Origin of the sequence: Chryseobacterium ginsenosidimutans (genome assembly GCF_039536845.1) — a bacterium.
GTDB classification, from domain to species: Bacteria; Bacteroidota; Bacteroidia; order Flavobacteriales; family Weeksellaceae; genus Chryseobacterium; species Chryseobacterium ginsenosidimutans_B.
Genome location: NZ_BAAAZJ010000009.1, coordinates 59,675 through 78,524 on the forward strand (window position 1 = coordinate 59,675; position 18,850 = coordinate 78,524).

Sequence of the window (18,850 nt, forward strand, 5' to 3'; positions counted from 1 at the left end):
CAGTTAATTTAAAATATTAATTTGATAACAAAATTAAAATATAAAAACAAATAAATCAAATATTTTTTAAATATAATGAATAAAATTCAACAAAAATCGTTTAAGCAATAAAAATAACCGCTATAAAAATAACGGTTATCATATTTTTCAATAAATTATTTTGAGCTACAATTATTTAAAATCTTCTATCGCTTTATTAATTGCATCGATCTGTTTATTAATACTTGCAGCACTTTGAGGGTTTTGTTTCAAAACCTCCATTTTCTTACTCAAACCATCTTTCAGCATTTGGCTTATCATCATTTTCACCTGTGGATTATCTCCCATTTGCCCTTTTGCCTGGCTCACCATTTTTGTAATACTTTCTGTTGCTTTCAGGTTGTCAGAACTCATGATCCAGTTGTATCCTTCTTCTGCCGCTTTCCCTAATTCCGGATTCTGGAATTTAATGAAAGGATAAAACGCAGCAATCTGAGCAATATTCGACATTTGAGAAGTCACTTTATTTTTAACGATAATTGGTAACAACTTACTCAATAAATTTTCCGGAGCGCCTTCCAGATCAATTTTATCAGCTAAAGTATTCGCTCTTGAAGGATCAATTTCAATAATTGCACTTACAGAACTTCCTTTTACGGCATTTGAAACTGCACTCACTCCTTTTTCAAAAATCGGAAGATATTTCTTATCCTTTGTTTTTGCTAAAGCTGAAATTGCGGCTGCCTGAACCAATGTTTTTGGATCATTTGACGCCAGCTTTTCAACATCTGAACCTAACGCTTTGAATTGTTCCGGATTTGACAAATCCATTAACTGTAAAGCCTTGATTTTCGTTCTGAAGTATGGATCTTTCAACGCTGCTGCCAATAATTTTGTTGCTGCAGGATTTTTACCCACCTGATCTTTAATTCCGTTCAAAGCATTATATCTGCTTTTGAATTCCTTAGAACCTGTAAACTGCATTAAATACTGCTCAGGAGTTTTTGTATCGGTAATATCTGCAACCAGAATTCCGTCTGCATTGATATTTACTAAGTCTGCATTTTTAGAAACATCAAAATTGAACGTATTTTTTGCTTCTGCATTTACCCAGACATTATATCTTTTCGGTTTTCCGTTGTCATAAACATCGATTGCCAAAGGAAACTGGAATGGCTGATCCTGAGATTGCTCAATTGTAACAGCAACTTGTTTTTTAACAGGTTCGAAAGTATAAGAATATTTAATTTTAGGGTTTCCGCTTCCAAAATACCATTGATTAAAGAACCAATTCAAGTCTTTTCCTGAAACTTTTTCGAATGATAATCTTAACTGATGAGCTTCTCCGTTTTGATATTCATACGTTTTCAGATAATCATTCAATCCGGCGAAGAAAGCATCGTCACCAAGATAATTTCTCAACATATGAAGAATTCCTCCTCCTTTTTGGTAAGTTACCAAATCAAAAACATCTTCGCGGGAATCATAATCGAATCTCACTAAATCTTTCTTAAAATCACCGGGATTATGAATATAATTATTCACATCTTTCATCTGATGATAATCTGCCTGATCTTTTCCGTATTTGTATTCGTTCCAAAGGTATTCGGAATAGTTGGCAAAAGATTCATTTACAGTAAGGTTACTCCAGCTTTCTGCCGTTACCAGATCTCCAAACCATTGGTGGAATAATTCGTGAGCGATGGTATCTTCCCAAGTATTTTCGTCAATTAATTGTCCCGGTTTTTGTAAAATATCACTTCCGTGAAGCGTTGCCGTCGTATTTTCCATCGCACCACTCACGTAATCTCTTCCTGAAATCTGTGCATATTTTGCCCAAGGATAGTCGTAACCTAATTTTTTGGAGAAAAACTCGATCATTTCCGGAGTATTTCCGTAGATCTGTTTTGCATATGGTTCGTATTCTTTTTCGATATAATAATCAACAGGAATATTTCTCCATTTGTCTTTTACAATGGCATACTCACCTATTCCCATGAAGAAAAGATAGGTTGAGTGCCTTTTATCCATCACCCAATGATCTGTTCTCAAACCATTAGCTTCTTTTTGAGAATCTTTTAATAAGCCGTTGGAAAGCGTCACATATTTATCAGGAACCGTCATGTAAATTTCCTGAGTCGTTTTTTGATTGGATTTATCAATTGTCGGGAACCAGGCAGAAGAAGATTCTGTTTCACCCTGCGTCCAGATCTGAGTCGGCATATCCGGATCTTTTCCCTGAGCATTAATAAAATACAGACCTTTTGCATCATTAATGGCGGCACTTCCCTGCTGTTTCACTTCGTTAGGACGAGACGTATATTTGATGTAAACCGTATAATCCTGATTTTTCTGATATGTCTTATCTAAAGTAATTTTCAATACATCATCCTTATAATCGTATTTTAAAGGAGATTTTTTACCATTGATATCTAAAGCTACTTCATGAATCAACATTCCTTTTGCATCAAGCGTCAATTCGTTCGTAGGATAGAAAAAAGGAGCAGCAGTAAGCCATTCTTCTCCGTTCATCTGTTCCTTCTGATAATCGAAATTTACTTTAAGCTTCGTATGTTTTAGTTCCGTTACTTTCGTATGAGTGGCTCTGTAAACCTTTTCTCTTCCTGAAGTTTCGGTTTGTGCTGCTACATTTGCGGAAAATAAAATCCCACCCAAAATAGCAATCGATAAAATGGCTTTGTTCATTATTTTTTTGAATTGTTTTTTGTTAAAATGTCAAAAATATCATTGACTACCGTTTCATAATCGCCTTTTTTAAACTGTTCTTTTGTTTTATTAAAAGCTTTTTTCAGTTCACTTTCAGGATTTTCGTCGTCGATAATTTCTATAGATTCCACCCCTTTCATCTGAAGAATTGCATTTTTCAACGCTTCAAGATCGGTAGTTTCTTCGGTATTGATTTTTAAGTATTTCATTGTATTATTCTTTTGTAAAGGTGTTTTTTGTTCCTCCCTGAATGATTATAAACTGATTTTTTGCTGCAAAAAACTCAACAACAATTCCTGCTGTATCAAATTTAAATCTTGTATTCGAAGTTGCTTCCAAAGGAAATGCACCTTGCCCGGTTGCCTGCGCCATCAGTTTTTTATCCTTGATAAAGATATTGATTTTTAAAGGGATATCTTTACTGGAATATGTTCCTACATACTTCTGAAGCTCATTTTCCGGAACTTCAAGTGTTTTGAAACTTGGCATTTCAAAATCTTTTCCTATTGCAGTTTCAACCATTTTAATAGAAATTTCATTGGTATCCATATCCGATTGATCCGTACTGAAAGCTACCGCAACTTTCAAATCAGGGAAATAAAACAACGCCGAACCGAATTTATCAATTCCGCCTGTATGACCAAATCCCCAATATGTATCGAATGGAACTTTCACCAATCCATACCCATAATTATCAATAAAGTTTTTCATCTTTTCCAGACTTTCTTTCTTGATTAATTTTCCCTGTTCTACTCCAAGAATAAAGCTCAAAAGATCTCTTGGCGTTGAGATAATATTTCCCGCACCAATCGGAATACTCATGTCCGTTTCAGATGAAACTTCATATTTTCCGTTGGTATATTGGTAAGATTTTGCCTGATTTTTTGAGGTGTCAATTTTGCCTCCGACTTCCGTTAAAGTTAATTTTAAAGGTTTTGCAATTTTAGCTTTAAGTAATTCAGCATAAGATTTTTTGTAGATTTTTTCAAGAATAAAACCTAGTAAAATATAGTTTGAATTACTGTATTCATGTTTTGAACCGGGCTCAAAATCGCTATTATATTTTTTAATAATATTGACTAAGCTGCTTTCTGTCTGAGGTTTCGTATTGTATTGCCAATATTCTGCCTCATTGGTTAAATTATGAATTCCAGTTCTGTGCTGCAGCAAATTTTCAATAGTGATTTTATTTGCATTGGGAATTTCAGGATAGAAATCTGAAAGTTTTTTGTCTAAAGAAATCTTTCTCTCTTCCACAGCTTTCATAATCAAAACCGCTGTAAACGTCTTACTGATTGAACCAATTCGATATTGAGTTTCTACGTTTGCTTTTTGCTTTTTCTCGACATCCGAAAATCCAACCACTTTAATGAAAGTCGGCCGATTGTCTTCTGCAATGGCAAAACTTCCCATCACTTTATGGTGTACAAACAGGGAATCAAAGTAATTTCCGAGTTTTTCTTTTACATTTTGCTGAGAAAATGCAACACTCGAAACGCTGATCGTAGAGAGAAGAAGTAACTTTTTAAACATATTCTGAGATTTAACGAATAAGTTGAAAAATTTCGGGAGATGTTACAAAAAAAGTGAAGTTTTGAGCTTCACTTTTTAATTTATTTTTTGTTAAGAATATTTTTTAATTTTTCCGGATTCTGTTTACAATGCCAAAATAATTTAATAACAATCTCGTCTGTCTTGATTTCATAAATCAATTTAATTTGCCTCTTTCCAACAAGCACATACTTTACACTTGGAAATTTTTCAATAGACGGATGTTTTACAATACCATCAATTATTGTCTGTCTGAATTTTTTAATGTCATTCTCTAAAACAGCAATTTCTTTTGTAGTCCATTTAGCTTTTAGAAAATCTATAATTTCATCCAACGATATTCTCGCGGTTTCTGAAATTGTTATTTTCATTTTTTATTAAATATTTCATTCAATAAATCATCCGTCAGTTCCTGAGTTTTCCCGTTCTTGTAATCATTCTCACTTTGCTCCATCACTTTTGCAAAATATTCTGAATTTTCAATTTCTTCCCAAGAATATGTTTTATCATTTTCAGAAACTTCAATATTTGTAATGCCTTTTATTTGCGACAAAAGTTTCTTGATGAAAGGAACATCTGCATATTCGTCTAAACTGATTTTAATTTCCATAATTTCTGTATTTAAATCAAAGTTAATGAAATTATTACAAAAAAATTAAATCGCAACAGGTGCTTTAATTCCCGGATGCGGATCATAATTTTCCAATGTAAAATCTTCAAAATCAAAACCAAAAATATCTTTAATTTCAGGGTTTAATTTCATAGTCGGAAGCGGTCTCGTTTCTCTGGACAATTGCTTATTCACCTGCTCAAAATGATTATTATAGATATGAACATCACCAAAACTGTGAACATAATCTCCAACTTCCAGATCACAAACCTGCGCAACCATCATCAATAACAATGCATAACTCGCAATATTAAAAGGAACTCCCAAGAAAACATCCGCGCTTCTCTGGTACAATTGAAGCGACAATTTTCCATCCGCCACATAAAACTGGAATAACGCATGACAAGGCGCTAAAGCCATATTCGGAATTTCCGCAACGTTCCATGCAGAGACGATCAATCTTCTGGAATCCGGATTTTTTTTGATCTGGTCGATAACTTCAGTTATCTGATCAACAACTTTTCCGTCTGCACCGTTCCAGCTTCTCCATTGAGCTCCGTAAACCGGACCTAAATCTCCGTTTTCATTCGCCCATTCGTCCCAGATTGAAACGCCGTTGTCTTTTAAATATTTAATATTCGTATCACCTTTTAAAAACCAAAGCAATTCATAAATAATAGATTTCAGATGCACCTTTTTTGTCGTTACCAAAGGAAAACCTTTCGACAGATCATACCTCAGCTGATATCCGAAAACACTTCTTGTTCCCGTTCCCGTTCTGTCGGTTTTGTCTGTTCCGTTATCTAAAATATGTTGTAAAAGGTCTAAGTAATTTTGCATCTCCTTGAAATTTTATCGTTAAAAACCGCTGTTGATTTTTTGCAAAATAAAGGATTTTTAATTGAAAAAAGTTCTTTTATAATTGGAAAATAAAAATCTGTAACGATAGAAAAAAGCAATACTTCTATAAAATCGGGCTGTTCGTCTAATAGTTTTGATTTTCTTTCATAGATGCAGGAATTTTGTCACTGTAAATCAGAAGACAATGAAAAAATACATCACCATAGCGCTCTTCATCGGAATCCTAGCTCCGGCTCAAAAAGTATGGACGCTTCAGGATTGTCTTGATTATGCAGTAGAAAATAATATTACGGTAAAAAAGACCGTTCTCGACAAAACTACTGCCCAACTGAATTATCAGCAGCAGAAAAATAATAAACTTCCAACCATTTACGGTTCATCTTCATTGGGATTAACCAACGGTTCGAGTATAGACCCGATCACAAGCAGTTTCGTGAATCAGAATATTTTGTCAAATAGTTTCGGAATAAGCGGAAACATGACCATTTATCAGGGAAATAAACTGAATCTGCAGATTGAGCAGAATAAAATGATCTTGGATCAATCTTCTTTATATCAAAAACAGGCGGAAAACAATATTGTTCTGAATGTTCTGCAAACTTATTTACAATCATTATATTATTATGAAGGCATTGAAATTGCAAATTACACTGCCAATTCATCTGCCCAGGAACTGAAACTGACGCAGACCAAATATAAAAACGGAGCTATTTCAAAACTGGAACTGGCAGATGTAGAAACACAAAATGCGCAGAACCAATATACTGTTGTAAGCAGTCAAAATCTTTACAATCAGCAGGTTTTAAAATTAAAACAATTATTGGAACTCGATCCAAGTGTAGATTTTGAAATTGAAAAAACTTCGCTTCCTGATATTGAAGAAACCATTCCCGATAAGCAGCAGGTTTTTGCTCAGGCAACGGAAAATCTTCCTGATCTTAAAATTTATGATGCTCAGAATGAAATTTTAAATAAAGCCTTACAAATTACAAAAGCAGGATATAAACCCACACTTTCCGCAACAGCAGGCTTGAATACAGGTTTTACAAGCACTCAGGATTTTACTTATTTTAATCAGATTAAAAATAATTTCAATAAATCTGTCGGGCTTTCTCTTAATGTTCCTATTTTTTCAAAAAAACAGAACAATACCAACGTAGAACTTGCCAAAATAGACATTGAACAAAATCAATTAGATAAAATAAGTGCGGGAAAAACATTGTACTCAAGTATTGAAACGGCTTGGCAAAATGCGATCGCCAATCAGGCTCAGCAAAAATCTTCAAAAGTAGCCAGAGACAATGCCAAACTTTCTTACGATTTATCAAATAAGAAATTTGAATTCGGAGGATTAACAACAACAGAACTTTCCGTTAGCAGAAATACCTATCTCACCAACGAACAGACGTATTTACAATCAAAATACATGGCTGTTCTGTATACGCAATTACTGAATTTTTATCAGGGGAAAATACTAACGACGAACTAAAATAACAGGAAAATATCAATATTATGAATCCAAAATATAAAAAAACCTTCAGAAATTCAATTTTATTTTTGGTGGCTGTCATTGTGGTGGTTTTTACTTACCGATATTTTACGCAGAGTGAAGAACCGCAGATTACTGTTCAGACTGTAAAACTGACAAAACAGGATGTGACGACTTCTGTTACAGCGACAGGAACTGTAGAACCTGTCGACACCGTTCAAGTAGGAACACAGGTTTCAGGGCTTATCCGAAATATTTATGTTGATTATAATTCACAAGTTAAAAAAGGACAACTTCTCGCTGAAATCGATAAAACCAACCTTCAGGAATCGGTGAATGATGCCCAGGCACAATACAATTCAGCTTTGAATGAACTTAATTACCAACAGCAGAATTTTCAGCGTCAGAATAATATGTTCAAATCCGGTGTTATCAGCAGAGCAGACTATGAGCAGGCTTCTTATCAGGTGAAAAATGCACAGCAATCGGTAAATCAAAAGAAAACCGTTTTGGCGCAGTCAAGAACCAATCTAAGTTATGCCAATATTTACGCTCCGATTGATGGTATTATTTTAAGTAAAGAAGTGCAGGAAGGACAAACCGTTGCCGCAAGTATGACAACTCCTACCCTTTTCACGATAGCAAAAGATATTACGAAAATGCAGGTTCAGGCGAATGTGGATGAAGCAGACATCGGAAATGTTCAGGTTGCTCAGCGTGTAACTTTCACGGTAGATGCTTATCCTGAAACTGAGTTTAACGGAACCGTAAGAGAAATACGTCTGAGTCCGAAAACATCTTCAAATGTTGTGACTTATACCGTTTTGATTGATGCAGATAATTCTGAAGAGAAATTAAAACCCGGACTTACCGCAACCATCACCATTTACACTCAGGAATTAAAAGGAGCCAATACGATTCCGGCTTCGGCAATCAGTTTTAGTCCCGAAACTGAAATGATTCAAAAATATTATCAGAAAAATAATATCAAAGCAAAAATTCCGGAAATAAAAACCGCAAAAAGTAAAGAAAAATATGTCTGGATCAAAAATAACGACGGAAGCCTTTGGCAAAAGCAAATCATAATCGGAATTAACGACGGAATAAATGTAGAAGTAAAAAAAGGGCTTACTGGAAATGAACAGATCGTGACTTCACTGGACGAGCAAACGAGAAATATCACAAAATCCGACTCGGAAGGAAGCAGCCCATTCATGCCGAAAAGGCCGAATAGTAATAGTAAAAAATCATATTCAAAACCTTCTGGAAATTAATATTTAGTCGTTGGTTGATGGTTTATAGTTGATGGAATTTTAAATCGCTAAAAACCAACAACCGTCAACCAAAAACAATCAATATTAAACTTACAACAATGAAACCTATCATCAAAATAGAAAACCTGAAACGAGAATTCCGAATGGGTGATGAGATTGTTCATGCATTGAAAGGAATCAATTTAACCATCAATGAAGGTGAATTTGTAACGATTATGGGAACCAGCGGTTCGGGAAAATCTACTTTCCTCAATACGTTGGGATGTCTTGATCAGCCAACTTCCGGAACTTATGAACTGGATGGCGTCTTGGTAAAAGATTTAAACAAAAATCAGCTTGCCGAGATCAGAAATACCAAAATTGGATTCATTTTTCAGTCGTACAACCTTTTGGCAAGAACCAGTGCTTTGGAAAATGTAGAACTGCCTTTGCTTTATAATTCAACGATTTCTTCGGAAGAAAGAAGAGAAAGAGCGGTAAAAGCCTTACAACAGGTTGGTCTGGAAAGCAGAATGGGTCACGTTCCGAGCCAGCTTTCGGGAGGTCAGCAACAGAGAGTCGCGATTGCGAGAGCGTTGGTAAATCATCCTGTTATTTTATTAGCCGATGAAGCAACCGGAAACCTTGATACAAGAACGTCTTATGAAGTGATGAATCTTTTTCAACAACTTAATGACGAAGGAATCACGATAGGATTTGTAACTCACGAAGAAGATATTGCGAGATTCAGTAAACGAACGGTGATTCTTCGTGACGGAATAATTAAAGAAGATAAAATGGTAACAAACAGACTCCACGCCAAAGCCGAGCTGGAAAAATTACCAAAACCCGAATAACGTATATCAAATTATATTAGCTGTAATGAAGAGGATTTAATGCTGTTATCTTTTGCAAATCTGACATGAAGAGGATTTCTACGGAAGTGAAGTTGTTTTAGAGTGTTAATGTTGGACAGATTTGCAAAAGATTTTTTAACCAAAAAGAGACAATTATATTAGTTAGTTCCATAAATGAAGATGATTTGAATGCTGTAATCCTTTGTAAATCTGAGATGAAGTTGAGATTTTTTGTAATCATTTTTTTTTAGAGTGTTATTAGTTTAGTATAGGACAGATTTACAAAGGTTTTTTTTAACCAAAAATTGAAATTATGAATTTCTCAAACTTATTAAAAATAGCCTGGAAAGCCATTATCCTTAATAAAACCAGAGCCATGCTTACCATGCTCGGAATTATTATCGGTGTTGCTTCCGTAATTGCGATGCTTGCGATCGGAGAAGGTTCTAAAGAAAGCATCAAGAAAAATATTTCAAGTATGGGTGCGAATCTCATCACGATTCGTCCCGGAGCCGGAATGACGGGCGGGGTGCGTTCTGATCCTTCTGCGATGCAAACTTTAACTTTGGCAGATTACAATGCTTTGAAATCCCAGGTTAAATTAATCAAAGACGTTTCACCATTAGTCAACGGGAGCGGACAAAGTATTGCAGGTTCTAAAAACTGGCCTACTTCCATCTACGGTTCTTCACCGGAATATCTGAAAATCCGTGATTGGGGCGTTGAAAAAGGTTCTATGTTTACGGATGATGATGTGGAATCTTATGCAAAAGTAGCCGTTATCGGAAAAACCGTTCAGGAAAACCTTTTCCCGAATGAAGATCCGATCGGGAAAATGATCCGCTTCAAAAATATTCCGTTTAAAGTAATCGGTGTTTTAAAAGAGAAAGGTGAAAATACTTTCGGGCAGGATCAGGACGATATTATTATTGCGCCTTACACTTCGGTTCAGAAGAGAATTTTGGCAAAAACTTATCTCCAGTCGATTGTTGCTTCCTCTCTGAGTGAAGCAGACTCGGAAGCTGCGGTGAACGAAATTAAATCCGTCATGGAAAAACAGCATAAAATAAAACCTGATCAGGACAATGATTTCAACGTGTCTTCTCAACAGGAAATCATTTCCATGTTCAGCTCAACCAGCGAAATGTTGACGCTTTTATTGGTTGCCATCGCAAGTATTTCATTAATTGTCGGCGGAATCGGAATTATGAATATTATGTATGTTTCCGTGAAAGAAAGAACCAAAGAAATCGGTCTGAGAATGGCGATCGGAGCAAAAGACAGGGATATTCTGATGCAGTTTCTTATTGAATCTGTCCTGATAAGCATTACAGGAGGTGTTTTGGGCGTCATTATCGGAATTATCGCAACCTTTTGTATCAAATATTTTGCAGGATGGCCCGTTAATATTACAATGACTTCAATTGTCATTTCATTTGCAGTCTGTACGATAACAGGAGTATTTTTCGGATGGTATCCTGCGAGAAAAGCAGCTCAGGCAGACCCGATCAATGCTTTGAGATATGAGTAAAAATATTTAAAACCTTTTTTAATATTTTATCCTAAATAGTTGGGAATCGCAAAGGCGCAAGTTATATTATAAGACACTGTTTTTAAGGTGCAAGGATTTTATCTTCGATAAAATTTTATACTTTTTATTTTATAAATATTTGCTGAAAATCTTTGATTTTCTTGCGCCTTAAAAAATCGAAAACAGATAAACAACTTTGCGCCTTTGCGATTTCCAACAAAAGCTTTTTTGAAAAGAAATTACTTTATTAAAGAAAACAAAGACACTTCGTTTATATAAGTAAAACAAAGAAAATAAATTTAAGCAAGTTCAAAAAAAATGTAGGAGAAATGGTAGAAAAAATTCTAAATTCACTTCTTCAAAAGTTCCATCGATCAAGATTTTTTGAAGGGTTGAAAAAGTATAAATTTTAAAATTTAAGACTGTAAAAATGGTCAATCTAAAAAATAAAAACGTTGAAATCAGCCTGCATTTTTTGATCTGGCTGGTTTTATTCTTTCTTCCGGCGGCTTTTTCGGTCGGTTCGGATGCAGACTGGAAGGATCTTTTCCGCCATTTTTGGATTCAGCTTATCTTCCTTGCCGTTGTTTTTTATGCCAATTATACTTATCTCGTAAAATATCTTTTTGAGGATAAAAAAGTATGGTTTTTTGTGGTTAATTTATCATTGATTTTAACCTTAATATTCTTTAAAAATCAAATTTCCGACTGGCTTGAACCCAATCGGCACAGACCTTCAGACAGAAGGCCTCCTGCAGCGTTATTTTATTTTATGGATACGCTGATTTACATGATTCCTGTGGCATTTTCCATTGCTATTAATGCAGGAAAAAAAATCCAGAAAGCCGAGGAAATGAAAATTGAAGCCGATAACATCAAATTACAATCTGAGCTTCAGCATCTTAAATATCAGTTACAACCGCATTTTTTCTTTAATTCTTTAAATAATATTTATTCGTTAATCGATTTTGCGCCGGACAAAGCCAAACAAAGCATTCACAGTTTGAGCAAACTGATGCGACATTTGCTTTACAAAACTGATGTTCCGACCATAAGTCTTTCCGAGGAAGTAGAATTTTTAAATAAATATATCGAACTGATGTCACTGAGACTGACCGATAATACAAAAGTCTACACCAATTTTCCGAAAGTAATCCCTGAAATGAAAATTGCACCGCTGCTTTTTATTTCAATTGTTGAAAATGCTTTTAAACACGGAATTTCGGCAACACAACACTCTGATATTCATTTTAAAATGGAAATTATGGAAAAGGAGATTCATTTTACGGCTTCCAATTCTAATTTTCCGAAAACGGATGCCGACAAGAGCGGTTCGGGAATCGGTGTTGAAAATCTTAAAAAAAGACTTAATTTGCTGTATCCCGAAAAGCATGAATTTCATTCTCACCTCAACAACGGAATGTATATTGCGGAGATAAAAATCATAACAGATTAACATGAAAAAACTGACCTGCTTAATCGCCGACGACGAACCAATGGCGCTAAACTTAATTGAAAGCTATGTCCTGAAAACCCCTTTTCTGGAACTGAAAGCCAAATGCAGCAGTGCCATCGAAGCCATGCAAAAGCTGGAAGACGAAAAAGAAATCGATCTGTTTTTTCTTGATATTCAAATGCCGGATTTGACGGGACTGGAATTTTCTAAACTGCTTCCTCAAAAAAGTAAAGTCATTTTCACGACAGCGTTTGATCAATATGCGATTGACGGATATAAAGTGAATGCTTTGGATTATCTTTTAAAACCGTTCGATTATACAGAATTTTTGAACGCAGCAACGAAGGCAAGAAATTATTTTGAAACCCTCCAACCTGCGTCAGAAAAAACAGAAAAAAAACAGGAATTTTTCTTCGTAAAATCTGAATATAAACAAATCAAGATCAATTTTTCTGAAATTCTATTCATTGAAGGATTAAAAGATTATGTGAAAATATTTTTGAAAGATCAGCCAAAACCAATCTTAACTTTAATGAGCTTAAAGAAACTGGAAGAAGAACTTCCTTCTGAAAACTTCATGAGAATCCACCGTTCTTATATTATTGCTCTCGATAAAATTGAAGCCATTGAAAGAAATCATATCGTGATCGGAGAACAGCAAATCGCCATTGCTCCGAATTACAAAGATTCTTTAATGGAATATATTGGCGGGAAAAGTTTTTAAAAATAAAAAACGGGCTTCATAAAAACCCGTTTCTATCTTTAAATAAAATTTTCCTTGTTAAACCGCAGTATAACCTTCATCAACAAGATAATAACCTCCCGTCATGAATGAAGATTTGTCGGAACTTAAAAATAACACCAGTTCTGCAACTTCTTCCGGTCTTCCTGATCTTCTCATCGGATGTTTGCGATGAAAGCTTCTTTCTCAACCTATTGAATCAATACAGTTTATTTTTTGATAAGTTTTTTAAGCTCTTCATTTTCTTTTTTCAGATATTCGATCATACTGTCTTTTTGTTGTAGCAGTTCGGTGTAAAGATTTTTTATTTCTACTAAATTTTCAGTATTTTCAGTATATATATTTTCTACATAACCATTTCCGCTTGCATTTCCTGTCGCATTTTCTCCGTTACCAATATTAAATACATTTCCTTTATCAATTTCTAAAAGATCTATTATTTCTTTAGGCTCAATTCCTAATGCTTCCGGTAAAAGTTTCAGCTTATCTATTTCAAGATTTCTTTTTCCTGCTTCTACTCTTCCGTAGGTGGTAACATCCATTCCCAACATATCTGCAACCTCTTGCTTAGAAAGCTTTTTTGCTGTTCTTGTTGTTAATAATTTATCTGAAAGTTTCATTCTTTTTTTATTACAAATATAGTTTTTTAAATTATTCAAAAAACTTAAGCCTTTCGAAATCTGTTCAAAATTGAAGAGTATTTATTCAATTTTGATGGTTTACTTCGATCCCTTATCATATATATTTGCATTACAAACAATTTAAAAATTACACAATGAAAAAATTATTCGTTATCGGAGCTATTGCTATCGGTAGTATTGTAAGTGCTTTTCCTTTCAGGAGTTCATGTGGTACGGTTTTCCAGATCAATGACTGGACAACTTCACAGCTGACACAAGCTGAACTTAAAGACACTTTATCTGCATTAAATTTTAATGCCTGTGGAGTACATGCTAATATTATTATTTATTCTCATTAGCAAAAAATTTATTAAAATTAAGTTAGGCTATTTAAATTCTAAATAGCCATTTTTACATTATGAAAAAAAGAATTTTATTTTCAGTTTTCAGTCTTTTTACTTTATTAATACAGGCTCAGAAAAGTTTTAATTTACAGTATGAAGCTATGTATACTTTAGACTATAAAAATTTTAACCGTTCCAATGCAAAAGCACAACTTACCACATTCATCCTTATGATGAATGATAAAGAATCTTATTTTAAAAGTATGAATCTCTATGTAGAAGATTCTTTGAAATATTATAAAAAACTAAAAGAGACAGGAGATCCAATGACTGATTATGCAACTTTTTCTAAATTTGGTTGTGAATATCCCGAAAATATCGGAACAACTGCCGGAAAAATATATGTAACAGGACCTATTGCCACAGCTTATATATCTTATAATGAGCCTAATAATATCGATTGGAAGTTGGTCAACGAATTCAAAACCATTGGAAATGCAAAGTGTCAAAAAGCTACTACCACTAAATACGGGAGAAATTGGATCGCTTACTTTAACCCCAAAATTCCATTAAATTTCGGACCTTATAAGTTTAATAAATTACCCGGATTGATAGTAGAATTGTATGACGAAAAAGATGATTTTCATTATAAGCTTTACAAACTAAAAAAAAGAAATTGGGTTTGTAATTTCGCCAATATGTATAAAAATGTGAAACCTGCTAAAAAAGAGAAAGTTTATCAATGGAGAAAAGATTCTTTTCTTCAAAGAGATTACTCACAAATATTAGACGACGCAGACCCTGAATTTGTACGGAAACTCAATAGAGATTCCAGAAAAAATGGTGAACTGTATAATCCTATTGAACTTAGTCCGAATTAATTTATGTGAAGTATCATTCAAAACTCCCGCAAAATTGCAGGAGTTTTTTAGTTTTTATTCTCAACATGTAAAATTTTTATCACCAAACTTCTTCAATGGTCTGGTTTATATTATTGATAGAAAAATTTTGTCCTTTACTCAATCCTGTCATGGCTTTTACCAAAGGAGATTCTATGGAAACCGTCATTATTTTTTGATTTTCCAAGACAATTTCGCCGATTGAAGCAGAAATATAAAATAACCCTTTATTTGTTTTTACCAAAGCTCCGTTTTGCACTTTTGAAGAAAGTTCACCGGTTATTTTTTGAATTAATGCTTGTTGGTTCAAAGATTCGTTCAACTGTCTTTGTAAATTATTGATTTCCTGCTGTACCATTTCCCGGCTTGTTTCATATTTGTCACCCATCGAGCTTTTGGTTTCATTATTTGAAGCGCGGGTTTCTGCAATCAGGCTTTCAAATTTTTGAATTTTATCTATAAGTTTATTTTTAACGATTTCTACTATTTTTGATTTGTCCATTTATAAAAATCTATATTAAGTTTTCAAATGTATTAAATTAATTTTCTACACTCATAAAATTACGATATAAAGAAAAACGCAGATTAAAATCTGCGTTTTTCTTTATATCGTAAAAATGTTATTTATTATTTAAACAGAAGTAAAAAATTTGAATTCTATTTTTCAAAAACAGCATAATCACCAGGTTTGAAATTGAAATCCTTTCCCTGGCTGAAGTCTCTTTTTGTTTTATCAAAAACATTTTTGAAAGTTCCGGATAGATGCTCATCTTCGATTGTAAAATTTATCGCTTCCTTTGACATATTTAAAACAACTAAAACCTCATCATTCCCATTTTTTCTGATGTAAGACAGGATTTTATCATTGGCTGTTGTATTTAAAAGATAAGTTACAACATTCGAATCTCCTCCTCTTAAAGCCGGATTTGAAGATTTTAAATGTAATAAAGTTTTGTAAAAATCTGCCATCTGATAAGTGTTTGTCCACTTGATAACATCTTTTTCGAAGAACTCCAGACGTTTCATGTTGGGTAATTCCTGACCCGAATATAGCAGCGGAACGCCATTCCATGTTGCAGAAAATACAGCCATAGGTTTCGTAATGGCTCCATATTTTTCGTATTCTGTTCCGTTCCAGGAATTTTCGTCGTGATTTGTCGTAAACCAAGCTCTCATTGAGCTGTCACCAATTGCTGAATATTGTCTTAAAAGATCAGTCAATTCCTGAAGTGGTTCATTTTTTTTGTAATAATCTGCCGATTTATGCATCCATTTCCAGGAATAGCTTGCATCAAAAAATTTCCCATATTCCGGGCTTTCAAGCTCATCAAATTCTCCAAGCCAGAAAAGCGGTTTTATTTTTTCAACTTCCGGACGAGCCTGCTGCCAGAAATCCACTTTCACCCAGGAAGCCAAATCGCATCTGAAACCATCAATATTGGTTTCTTTTACCCAATATTTCATCGCCTCGATCATCGCCAAACGCATCTCCTGATTTTTGTAATCCAATTCAATGATGTCATCCATTCCCGAAGCGCGGTGAAAGCTTCCGTCGGGATCTTTTAAATAAAATTCAGGGTGAGTTTTTGTCCATACATGATCCCAACCCGTATGATTTGCCACCCAGTCGATAATGACTTTGAAACCCAATCTGTGGGCTTCATTTACCATATGTTTAAAATCATCCAGCGTTCCGAATTCCTGATTGATGGAAGTATAATCTGAAGCTGCATAAGGACTTCCGAGACTTCCTTTTTTATTTTCCTGAGCAATCGGAGTAATCGGCATAAACCAAAGCGTTTTCACTCCCATTGACTTCAGACGGGGCATTTCTTTTTCAAAAGCTTTGAAAGTTCCTTCCTGAGTATATTGTCTTACGTTTACTTCGTAGATATTTGTAGTGTGTTTCCAGTCTTTAGGTAAATCCGTCATGTTTTTTGTGGCGTTTTGCGTGGTACAGGAAACAATTCCCAGACCAATTACAGCAATTAAAATTAACTTTTTCATTAATTCTGTTTTAACAAATATAGGGAATGTGATTGAAAAGAGACAGTAATGAATGGCAATTTTTTGAAGGCAAAAAAGCTGAAAACTAAAATTTAATTACAAAAAAAAGCCCCGAATTTTCATTCAGGGCTGTATATTTTAAAATGTCGGTCGACTATCTTTCATCGTCGTTATCTTCTTCATCATCAAAAACATCGTCATCATAGTCTTCTTCTTCCTCATCATCAAAGTTGTCGTCATCTTCGTCTGCAAAGTTACTGCTTGCACCGAAATCATCTTCGAAACCAAAATCATCATCCATTAACGGCATTGCCGATTTCTTTTTAGATCCTCCAGCATTACCGCTTTTGCTTGGTGCTTTCAAAGGAACGTTTCCAAATCTGTAAACTGTAATCGGATAATTAACCCCTTTTGTTTCATCGATAATTTCTACCAATTCACAGAAAAATTCCCAAAGGTCAAGAAGACCGTACTGGAACTGAGCTTTATCTCCTATATTTTCGAAAGCCTCGTCAATATACACATCCGACATAATTTCGCCATCACCATCGTCGCTCATATCTTCCAACGGAACCCCTTTTACTATCGTTCCGTCTTCTTCCAGCAGATTAAAAGTAGAAAGCTCATCTCCCTGCAAGCTGAAAGCACTTTTAATGCCTAAATGTAAGTTCCATAGCGTCTGTTTTCCTTTAACTTCGATATCTCGGAAAATATCTTCTTTCGCATCTAATATTACGCGGATTTTGTAAACCATCAGTTTTTTAATTACTTTTTGCCTTTGTTATTATGATAAATCTCTATTGCAAATATAAAATAAATGAGATGTGACAAAAAAATATTTCGGGATTTTTTAAAATATTTTTTTTTCTTACATTTTGCAAAAATTATTTACTTTTTTCAAGCATAAAACTGAATTTCGTTCCTTCGAGATATACACTCTCTACGGTAATGTTTTCGTTGTGAGCTTCAAGAATATGCTTTACGATCGCCAAACCAAGCCCGGAACCTCCTTCTCTTCGGCTTCGGCTGGTTTCCACACGGTAGAATCTTTCGAAAATTCTTGGTAAACTTTCGGGTTTTATTCCCATTCCGTTGTCTATGACTTCTATTAAAACCTTATTTTTCAGAATGCTGGTCTTTACGACTACTCTTGCTTCCTGTCTATTGGCGTAATGAATAGCATTTGAAACTAAATTGATAAAAACCTGCGAAATTTTCTGTTTGTCTGCATCTACCCAAATTTGTGGCTGCAAAGTCTGAATCTGTAACGTTGTGTTGTGTTTTTCAGCTTCAAGATCAAGAAGATCAAAAATTTCCTTAATTAACAGATTGACATCAAATTTTGAAACGGTAAGGTTAATTTCTCCTGCTTCAAGCCTGTTGATCATATCCAGATCTGTGACAATCGCAATCAGTCTTTCAACCGATTTATCAATTCTGTCCAAATATTTATCACGGATTACGAGATTATCAACCCCGCCGTCCTGCAGAGTTTCAACATACCCCTGAATTGAAAACAATGGTGTTTTAAGCTCATGAGAAACATTTCCTATATATTCTTTACGATAGCTTTCCATCTCCTTCATCATATCAAGCTCGGTGACTTTCTGCTGATTAAGATCTGAAAATCGTTCCCCCAATTCTTTAATCGTAATATTTTCATCGTTATCGTGAACAATTTCCTGAGGTAATAATTGCGAAAGCCCGCGAACCTGCTTTTTACCATAATAATTAAACAGCAGTTCCAATACTACATAATTAATGATAAAAATAAAGATAAGGCAGATGAAAAGTCCTATTTTAAAGAAAGGGGTGTTGTAATAGATATCCTTTAGCGAATCGAAAATGATTACTAATAGAAACATCACCAATGTCAGAAGACAAGAGGCGACGAGGGTAAGTCTGTAAAATTTCAATTTTACAA

General features: G+C 34.4%; 19 protein-coding genes and 1 pseudogene. 8 read left to right on the top strand and 12 right to left on the bottom strand.

Annotation, left to right across the window (positions count from 1 at the left end):
- Positions 1–171 precede the first annotated feature (171 nt).
- From ABD745_RS10310 to ABD745_RS10335, 6 genes are all read right to left on the bottom strand, one after another.
- Complete coding sequence (locus ABD745_RS10310; RefSeq protein ID WP_344828937.1) at positions 172–2,685, bottom strand: M1 family metallopeptidase; 2,514 nt, start codon at positions 2,683–2,685, stop codon at positions 172–174.
- Positions 2,685–2,915, bottom strand: coding sequence for a hypothetical protein (locus ABD745_RS10315; RefSeq protein ID WP_344828939.1), 231 nt, complete (start codon positions 2,913–2,915; stop codon positions 2,685–2,687). The genes ABD745_RS10310 and ABD745_RS10315 overlap by 1 nt, the downstream gene beginning before the upstream one ends.
- A 4-nt stretch (positions 2,916–2,919) precedes the next feature.
- Positions 2,920–4,239 carry a serine hydrolase domain-containing protein gene (locus ABD745_RS10320; protein ID WP_344828941.1) on the bottom strand — a complete coding sequence of 440 codons (1,320 nt, stop codon included), beginning with the start codon at positions 4,237–4,239 and terminating at the stop codon, positions 2,920–2,922.
- An 80-nt stretch (positions 4,240–4,319) separates the two neighbouring features.
- A complete protein-coding gene (locus ABD745_RS10325; RefSeq protein WP_344828942.1) occupies positions 4,320–4,628 on the bottom strand; it encodes a type II toxin-antitoxin system RelE/ParE family toxin in 309 nt (102 codons plus the stop codon).
- Positions 4,625–4,867: a hypothetical protein gene (locus tag ABD745_RS10330; RefSeq protein ID WP_344828944.1), complete on the bottom strand. Its 243-nt coding sequence runs from the start codon at positions 4,865–4,867 to the stop codon at positions 4,625–4,627. The genes ABD745_RS10325 and ABD745_RS10330 overlap by 4 nt, the downstream gene beginning before the upstream one ends.
- A gap of 45 nt (positions 4,868–4,912) precedes the next feature.
- On the bottom strand, positions 4,913–5,707 hold the full coding sequence (locus ABD745_RS10335; protein ID WP_259112141.1) for a thymidylate synthase: 795 nt from the start codon (positions 5,705–5,707) through the stop codon (positions 4,913–4,915).
- A 205-nt stretch (positions 5,708–5,912) separates the two neighbouring features.
- Between ABD745_RS10335 and ABD745_RS10340 the strand changes: the two genes are divergently transcribed.
- From ABD745_RS10340 to ABD745_RS10365, 6 genes are all read left to right on the top strand, one after another.
- Positions 5,913–7,217 (top strand): TolC family protein, encoded by a 1,305-nt coding sequence (locus tag ABD745_RS10340; RefSeq protein ID WP_344828947.1) that lies wholly within the window; start codon positions 5,913–5,915, stop codon positions 7,215–7,217.
- Between the two features lie 23 nt (positions 7,218–7,240).
- Positions 7,241–8,491 (top strand): efflux RND transporter periplasmic adaptor subunit, encoded by a 1,251-nt coding sequence (locus tag ABD745_RS10345; protein ID WP_344828949.1) that lies wholly within the window; start codon positions 7,241–7,243, stop codon positions 8,489–8,491.
- 98 nt (positions 8,492–8,589) lie between these two features.
- Positions 8,590–9,327 carry an ABC transporter ATP-binding protein gene (locus ABD745_RS10350; protein ID WP_344828951.1) on the top strand — a complete coding sequence of 246 codons (738 nt, stop codon included), beginning with the start codon at positions 8,590–8,592 and terminating at the stop codon, positions 9,325–9,327.
- 313 nt (positions 9,328–9,640) lie between these two features.
- Positions 9,641–10,858: an ABC transporter permease gene (locus tag ABD745_RS10355; RefSeq protein WP_344828953.1), complete on the top strand. Its 1,218-nt coding sequence runs from the start codon at positions 9,641–9,643 to the stop codon at positions 10,856–10,858.
- 430 nt (positions 10,859–11,288) lie between these two features.
- Positions 11,289–12,314 carry a sensor histidine kinase gene (locus ABD745_RS10360; RefSeq protein WP_344828955.1) on the top strand — a complete coding sequence of 342 codons (1,026 nt, stop codon included), beginning with the start codon at positions 11,289–11,291 and terminating at the stop codon, positions 12,312–12,314.
- Position 12,315: 1 nt separating this feature from the next.
- Positions 12,316–13,038: a LytR/AlgR family response regulator transcription factor gene (locus tag ABD745_RS10365; RefSeq protein ID WP_344828957.1), complete on the top strand. Its 723-nt coding sequence runs from the start codon at positions 12,316–12,318 to the stop codon at positions 13,036–13,038.
- 57 nt (positions 13,039–13,095) lie between these two features.
- Here the strand turns inward: ABD745_RS10365 and ABD745_RS10370 are convergent.
- Positions 13,096–13,224 (bottom strand): annotated as a pseudogene (locus ABD745_RS10370) (SDR family oxidoreductase); the annotation flags it as partial.
- A 41-nt stretch (positions 13,225–13,265) separates the two neighbouring features.
- Positions 13,266–13,676: a helix-turn-helix domain-containing protein gene (locus tag ABD745_RS10375; RefSeq protein WP_344828959.1), complete on the bottom strand. Its 411-nt coding sequence runs from the start codon at positions 13,674–13,676 to the stop codon at positions 13,266–13,268.
- A gap of 155 nt (positions 13,677–13,831) precedes the next feature.
- On the opposite strand from ABD745_RS10375, the gene ABD745_RS10380 reads away from it, so the two are divergent.
- Positions 13,832–14,035, top strand: a complete 204-nt coding sequence (locus ABD745_RS10380; RefSeq protein ID WP_344828960.1) for a hypothetical protein — start codon at positions 13,832–13,834, stop codon at positions 14,033–14,035.
- Positions 14,036–14,094: 59 nt separating this feature from the next.
- Positions 14,095–14,901 (top strand): GLPGLI family protein, encoded by an 807-nt coding sequence (locus ABD745_RS10385; protein WP_344828962.1) that lies wholly within the window; start codon positions 14,095–14,097, stop codon positions 14,899–14,901.
- 79 nt (positions 14,902–14,980) lie between these two features.
- On the opposite strand, the gene ABD745_RS10390 is transcribed toward ABD745_RS10385, so the two are convergent.
- The 4 genes from ABD745_RS10390 to ABD745_RS10405 form a co-directional block, all read right to left on the bottom strand.
- A complete protein-coding gene (locus ABD745_RS10390) occupies positions 14,981–15,421 on the bottom strand; it encodes a hypothetical protein (protein WP_344828964.1) in 441 nt (146 codons plus the stop codon).
- A 155-nt stretch (positions 15,422–15,576) separates the two neighbouring features.
- Entirely contained in the window at positions 15,577–16,926 is a 1,350-nt protein-coding gene (locus ABD745_RS10395) for an alpha-amylase family glycosyl hydrolase (RefSeq protein ID WP_344828965.1), read from the bottom strand.
- A 154-nt stretch (positions 16,927–17,080) separates the two neighbouring features.
- Positions 17,081–17,680, bottom strand: coding sequence for an IS1096 element passenger TnpR family protein (locus tag ABD745_RS10400; RefSeq protein WP_344828967.1), 600 nt, complete (start codon positions 17,678–17,680; stop codon positions 17,081–17,083).
- Between the two features lie 130 nt (positions 17,681–17,810).
- Positions 17,811–18,842 carry a sensor histidine kinase gene (locus tag ABD745_RS10405; protein ID WP_344828969.1) on the bottom strand — a complete coding sequence of 344 codons (1,032 nt, stop codon included), beginning with the start codon at positions 18,840–18,842 and terminating at the stop codon, positions 17,811–17,813.
- Positions 18,843–18,850 lie beyond the last annotated feature (8 nt).

Coding starts and splice junctions, on each gene's coding strand:
- ABD745_RS10310 (WP_344828937.1), bottom strand. CDS start 2,685: ATGAACAAAGCCATTTTATCGATTGCTATTTTGGGTGGGATTTTATTT.
- ABD745_RS10315 (WP_344828939.1), bottom strand. CDS start 2,915: ATGAAATACTTAAAAATCAATACCGAAGAAACTACCGATCTTGAAGCG.
- ABD745_RS10320 (WP_344828941.1), bottom strand. CDS start 4,239: ATGTTTAAAAAGTTACTTCTTCTCTCTACGATCAGCGTTTCGAGTGTT.
- ABD745_RS10325 (WP_344828942.1), bottom strand. CDS start 4,628: ATGAAAATAACAATTTCAGAAACCGCGAGAATATCGTTGGATGAAATT.
- ABD745_RS10330 (WP_344828944.1), bottom strand. CDS start 4,867: ATGGAAATTAAAATCAGTTTAGACGAATATGCAGATGTTCCTTTCATC.
- ABD745_RS10335 (WP_259112141.1), bottom strand. CDS start 5,707: ATGCAAAATTACTTAGACCTTTTACAACATATTTTAGATAACGGAACA.
- ABD745_RS10340 (WP_344828947.1), top strand. CDS start 5,913: ATGAAAAAATACATCACCATAGCGCTCTTCATCGGAATCCTAGCTCCG.
- ABD745_RS10345 (WP_344828949.1), top strand. CDS start 7,241: ATGAATCCAAAATATAAAAAAACCTTCAGAAATTCAATTTTATTTTTG.
- ABD745_RS10350 (WP_344828951.1), top strand. CDS start 8,590: ATGAAACCTATCATCAAAATAGAAAACCTGAAACGAGAATTCCGAATG.
- ABD745_RS10355 (WP_344828953.1), top strand. CDS start 9,641: ATGAATTTCTCAAACTTATTAAAAATAGCCTGGAAAGCCATTATCCTT.
- ABD745_RS10360 (WP_344828955.1), top strand. CDS start 11,289: ATGGTCAATCTAAAAAATAAAAACGTTGAAATCAGCCTGCATTTTTTG.
- ABD745_RS10365 (WP_344828957.1), top strand. CDS start 12,316: ATGAAAAAACTGACCTGCTTAATCGCCGACGACGAACCAATGGCGCTA.
- ABD745_RS10375 (WP_344828959.1), bottom strand. CDS start 13,676: ATGAAACTTTCAGATAAATTATTAACAACAAGAACAGCAAAAAAGCTT.
- ABD745_RS10380 (WP_344828960.1), top strand. CDS start 13,832: ATGAAAAAATTATTCGTTATCGGAGCTATTGCTATCGGTAGTATTGTA.
- ABD745_RS10385 (WP_344828962.1), top strand. CDS start 14,095: ATGAAAAAAAGAATTTTATTTTCAGTTTTCAGTCTTTTTACTTTATTA.
- ABD745_RS10390 (WP_344828964.1), bottom strand. CDS start 15,421: ATGGACAAATCAAAAATAGTAGAAATCGTTAAAAATAAACTTATAGAT.
- ABD745_RS10395 (WP_344828965.1), bottom strand. CDS start 16,926: ATGAAAAAGTTAATTTTAATTGCTGTAATTGGTCTGGGAATTGTTTCC.
- ABD745_RS10400 (WP_344828967.1), bottom strand. CDS start 17,680: ATGGTTTACAAAATCCGCGTAATATTAGATGCGAAAGAAGATATTTTC.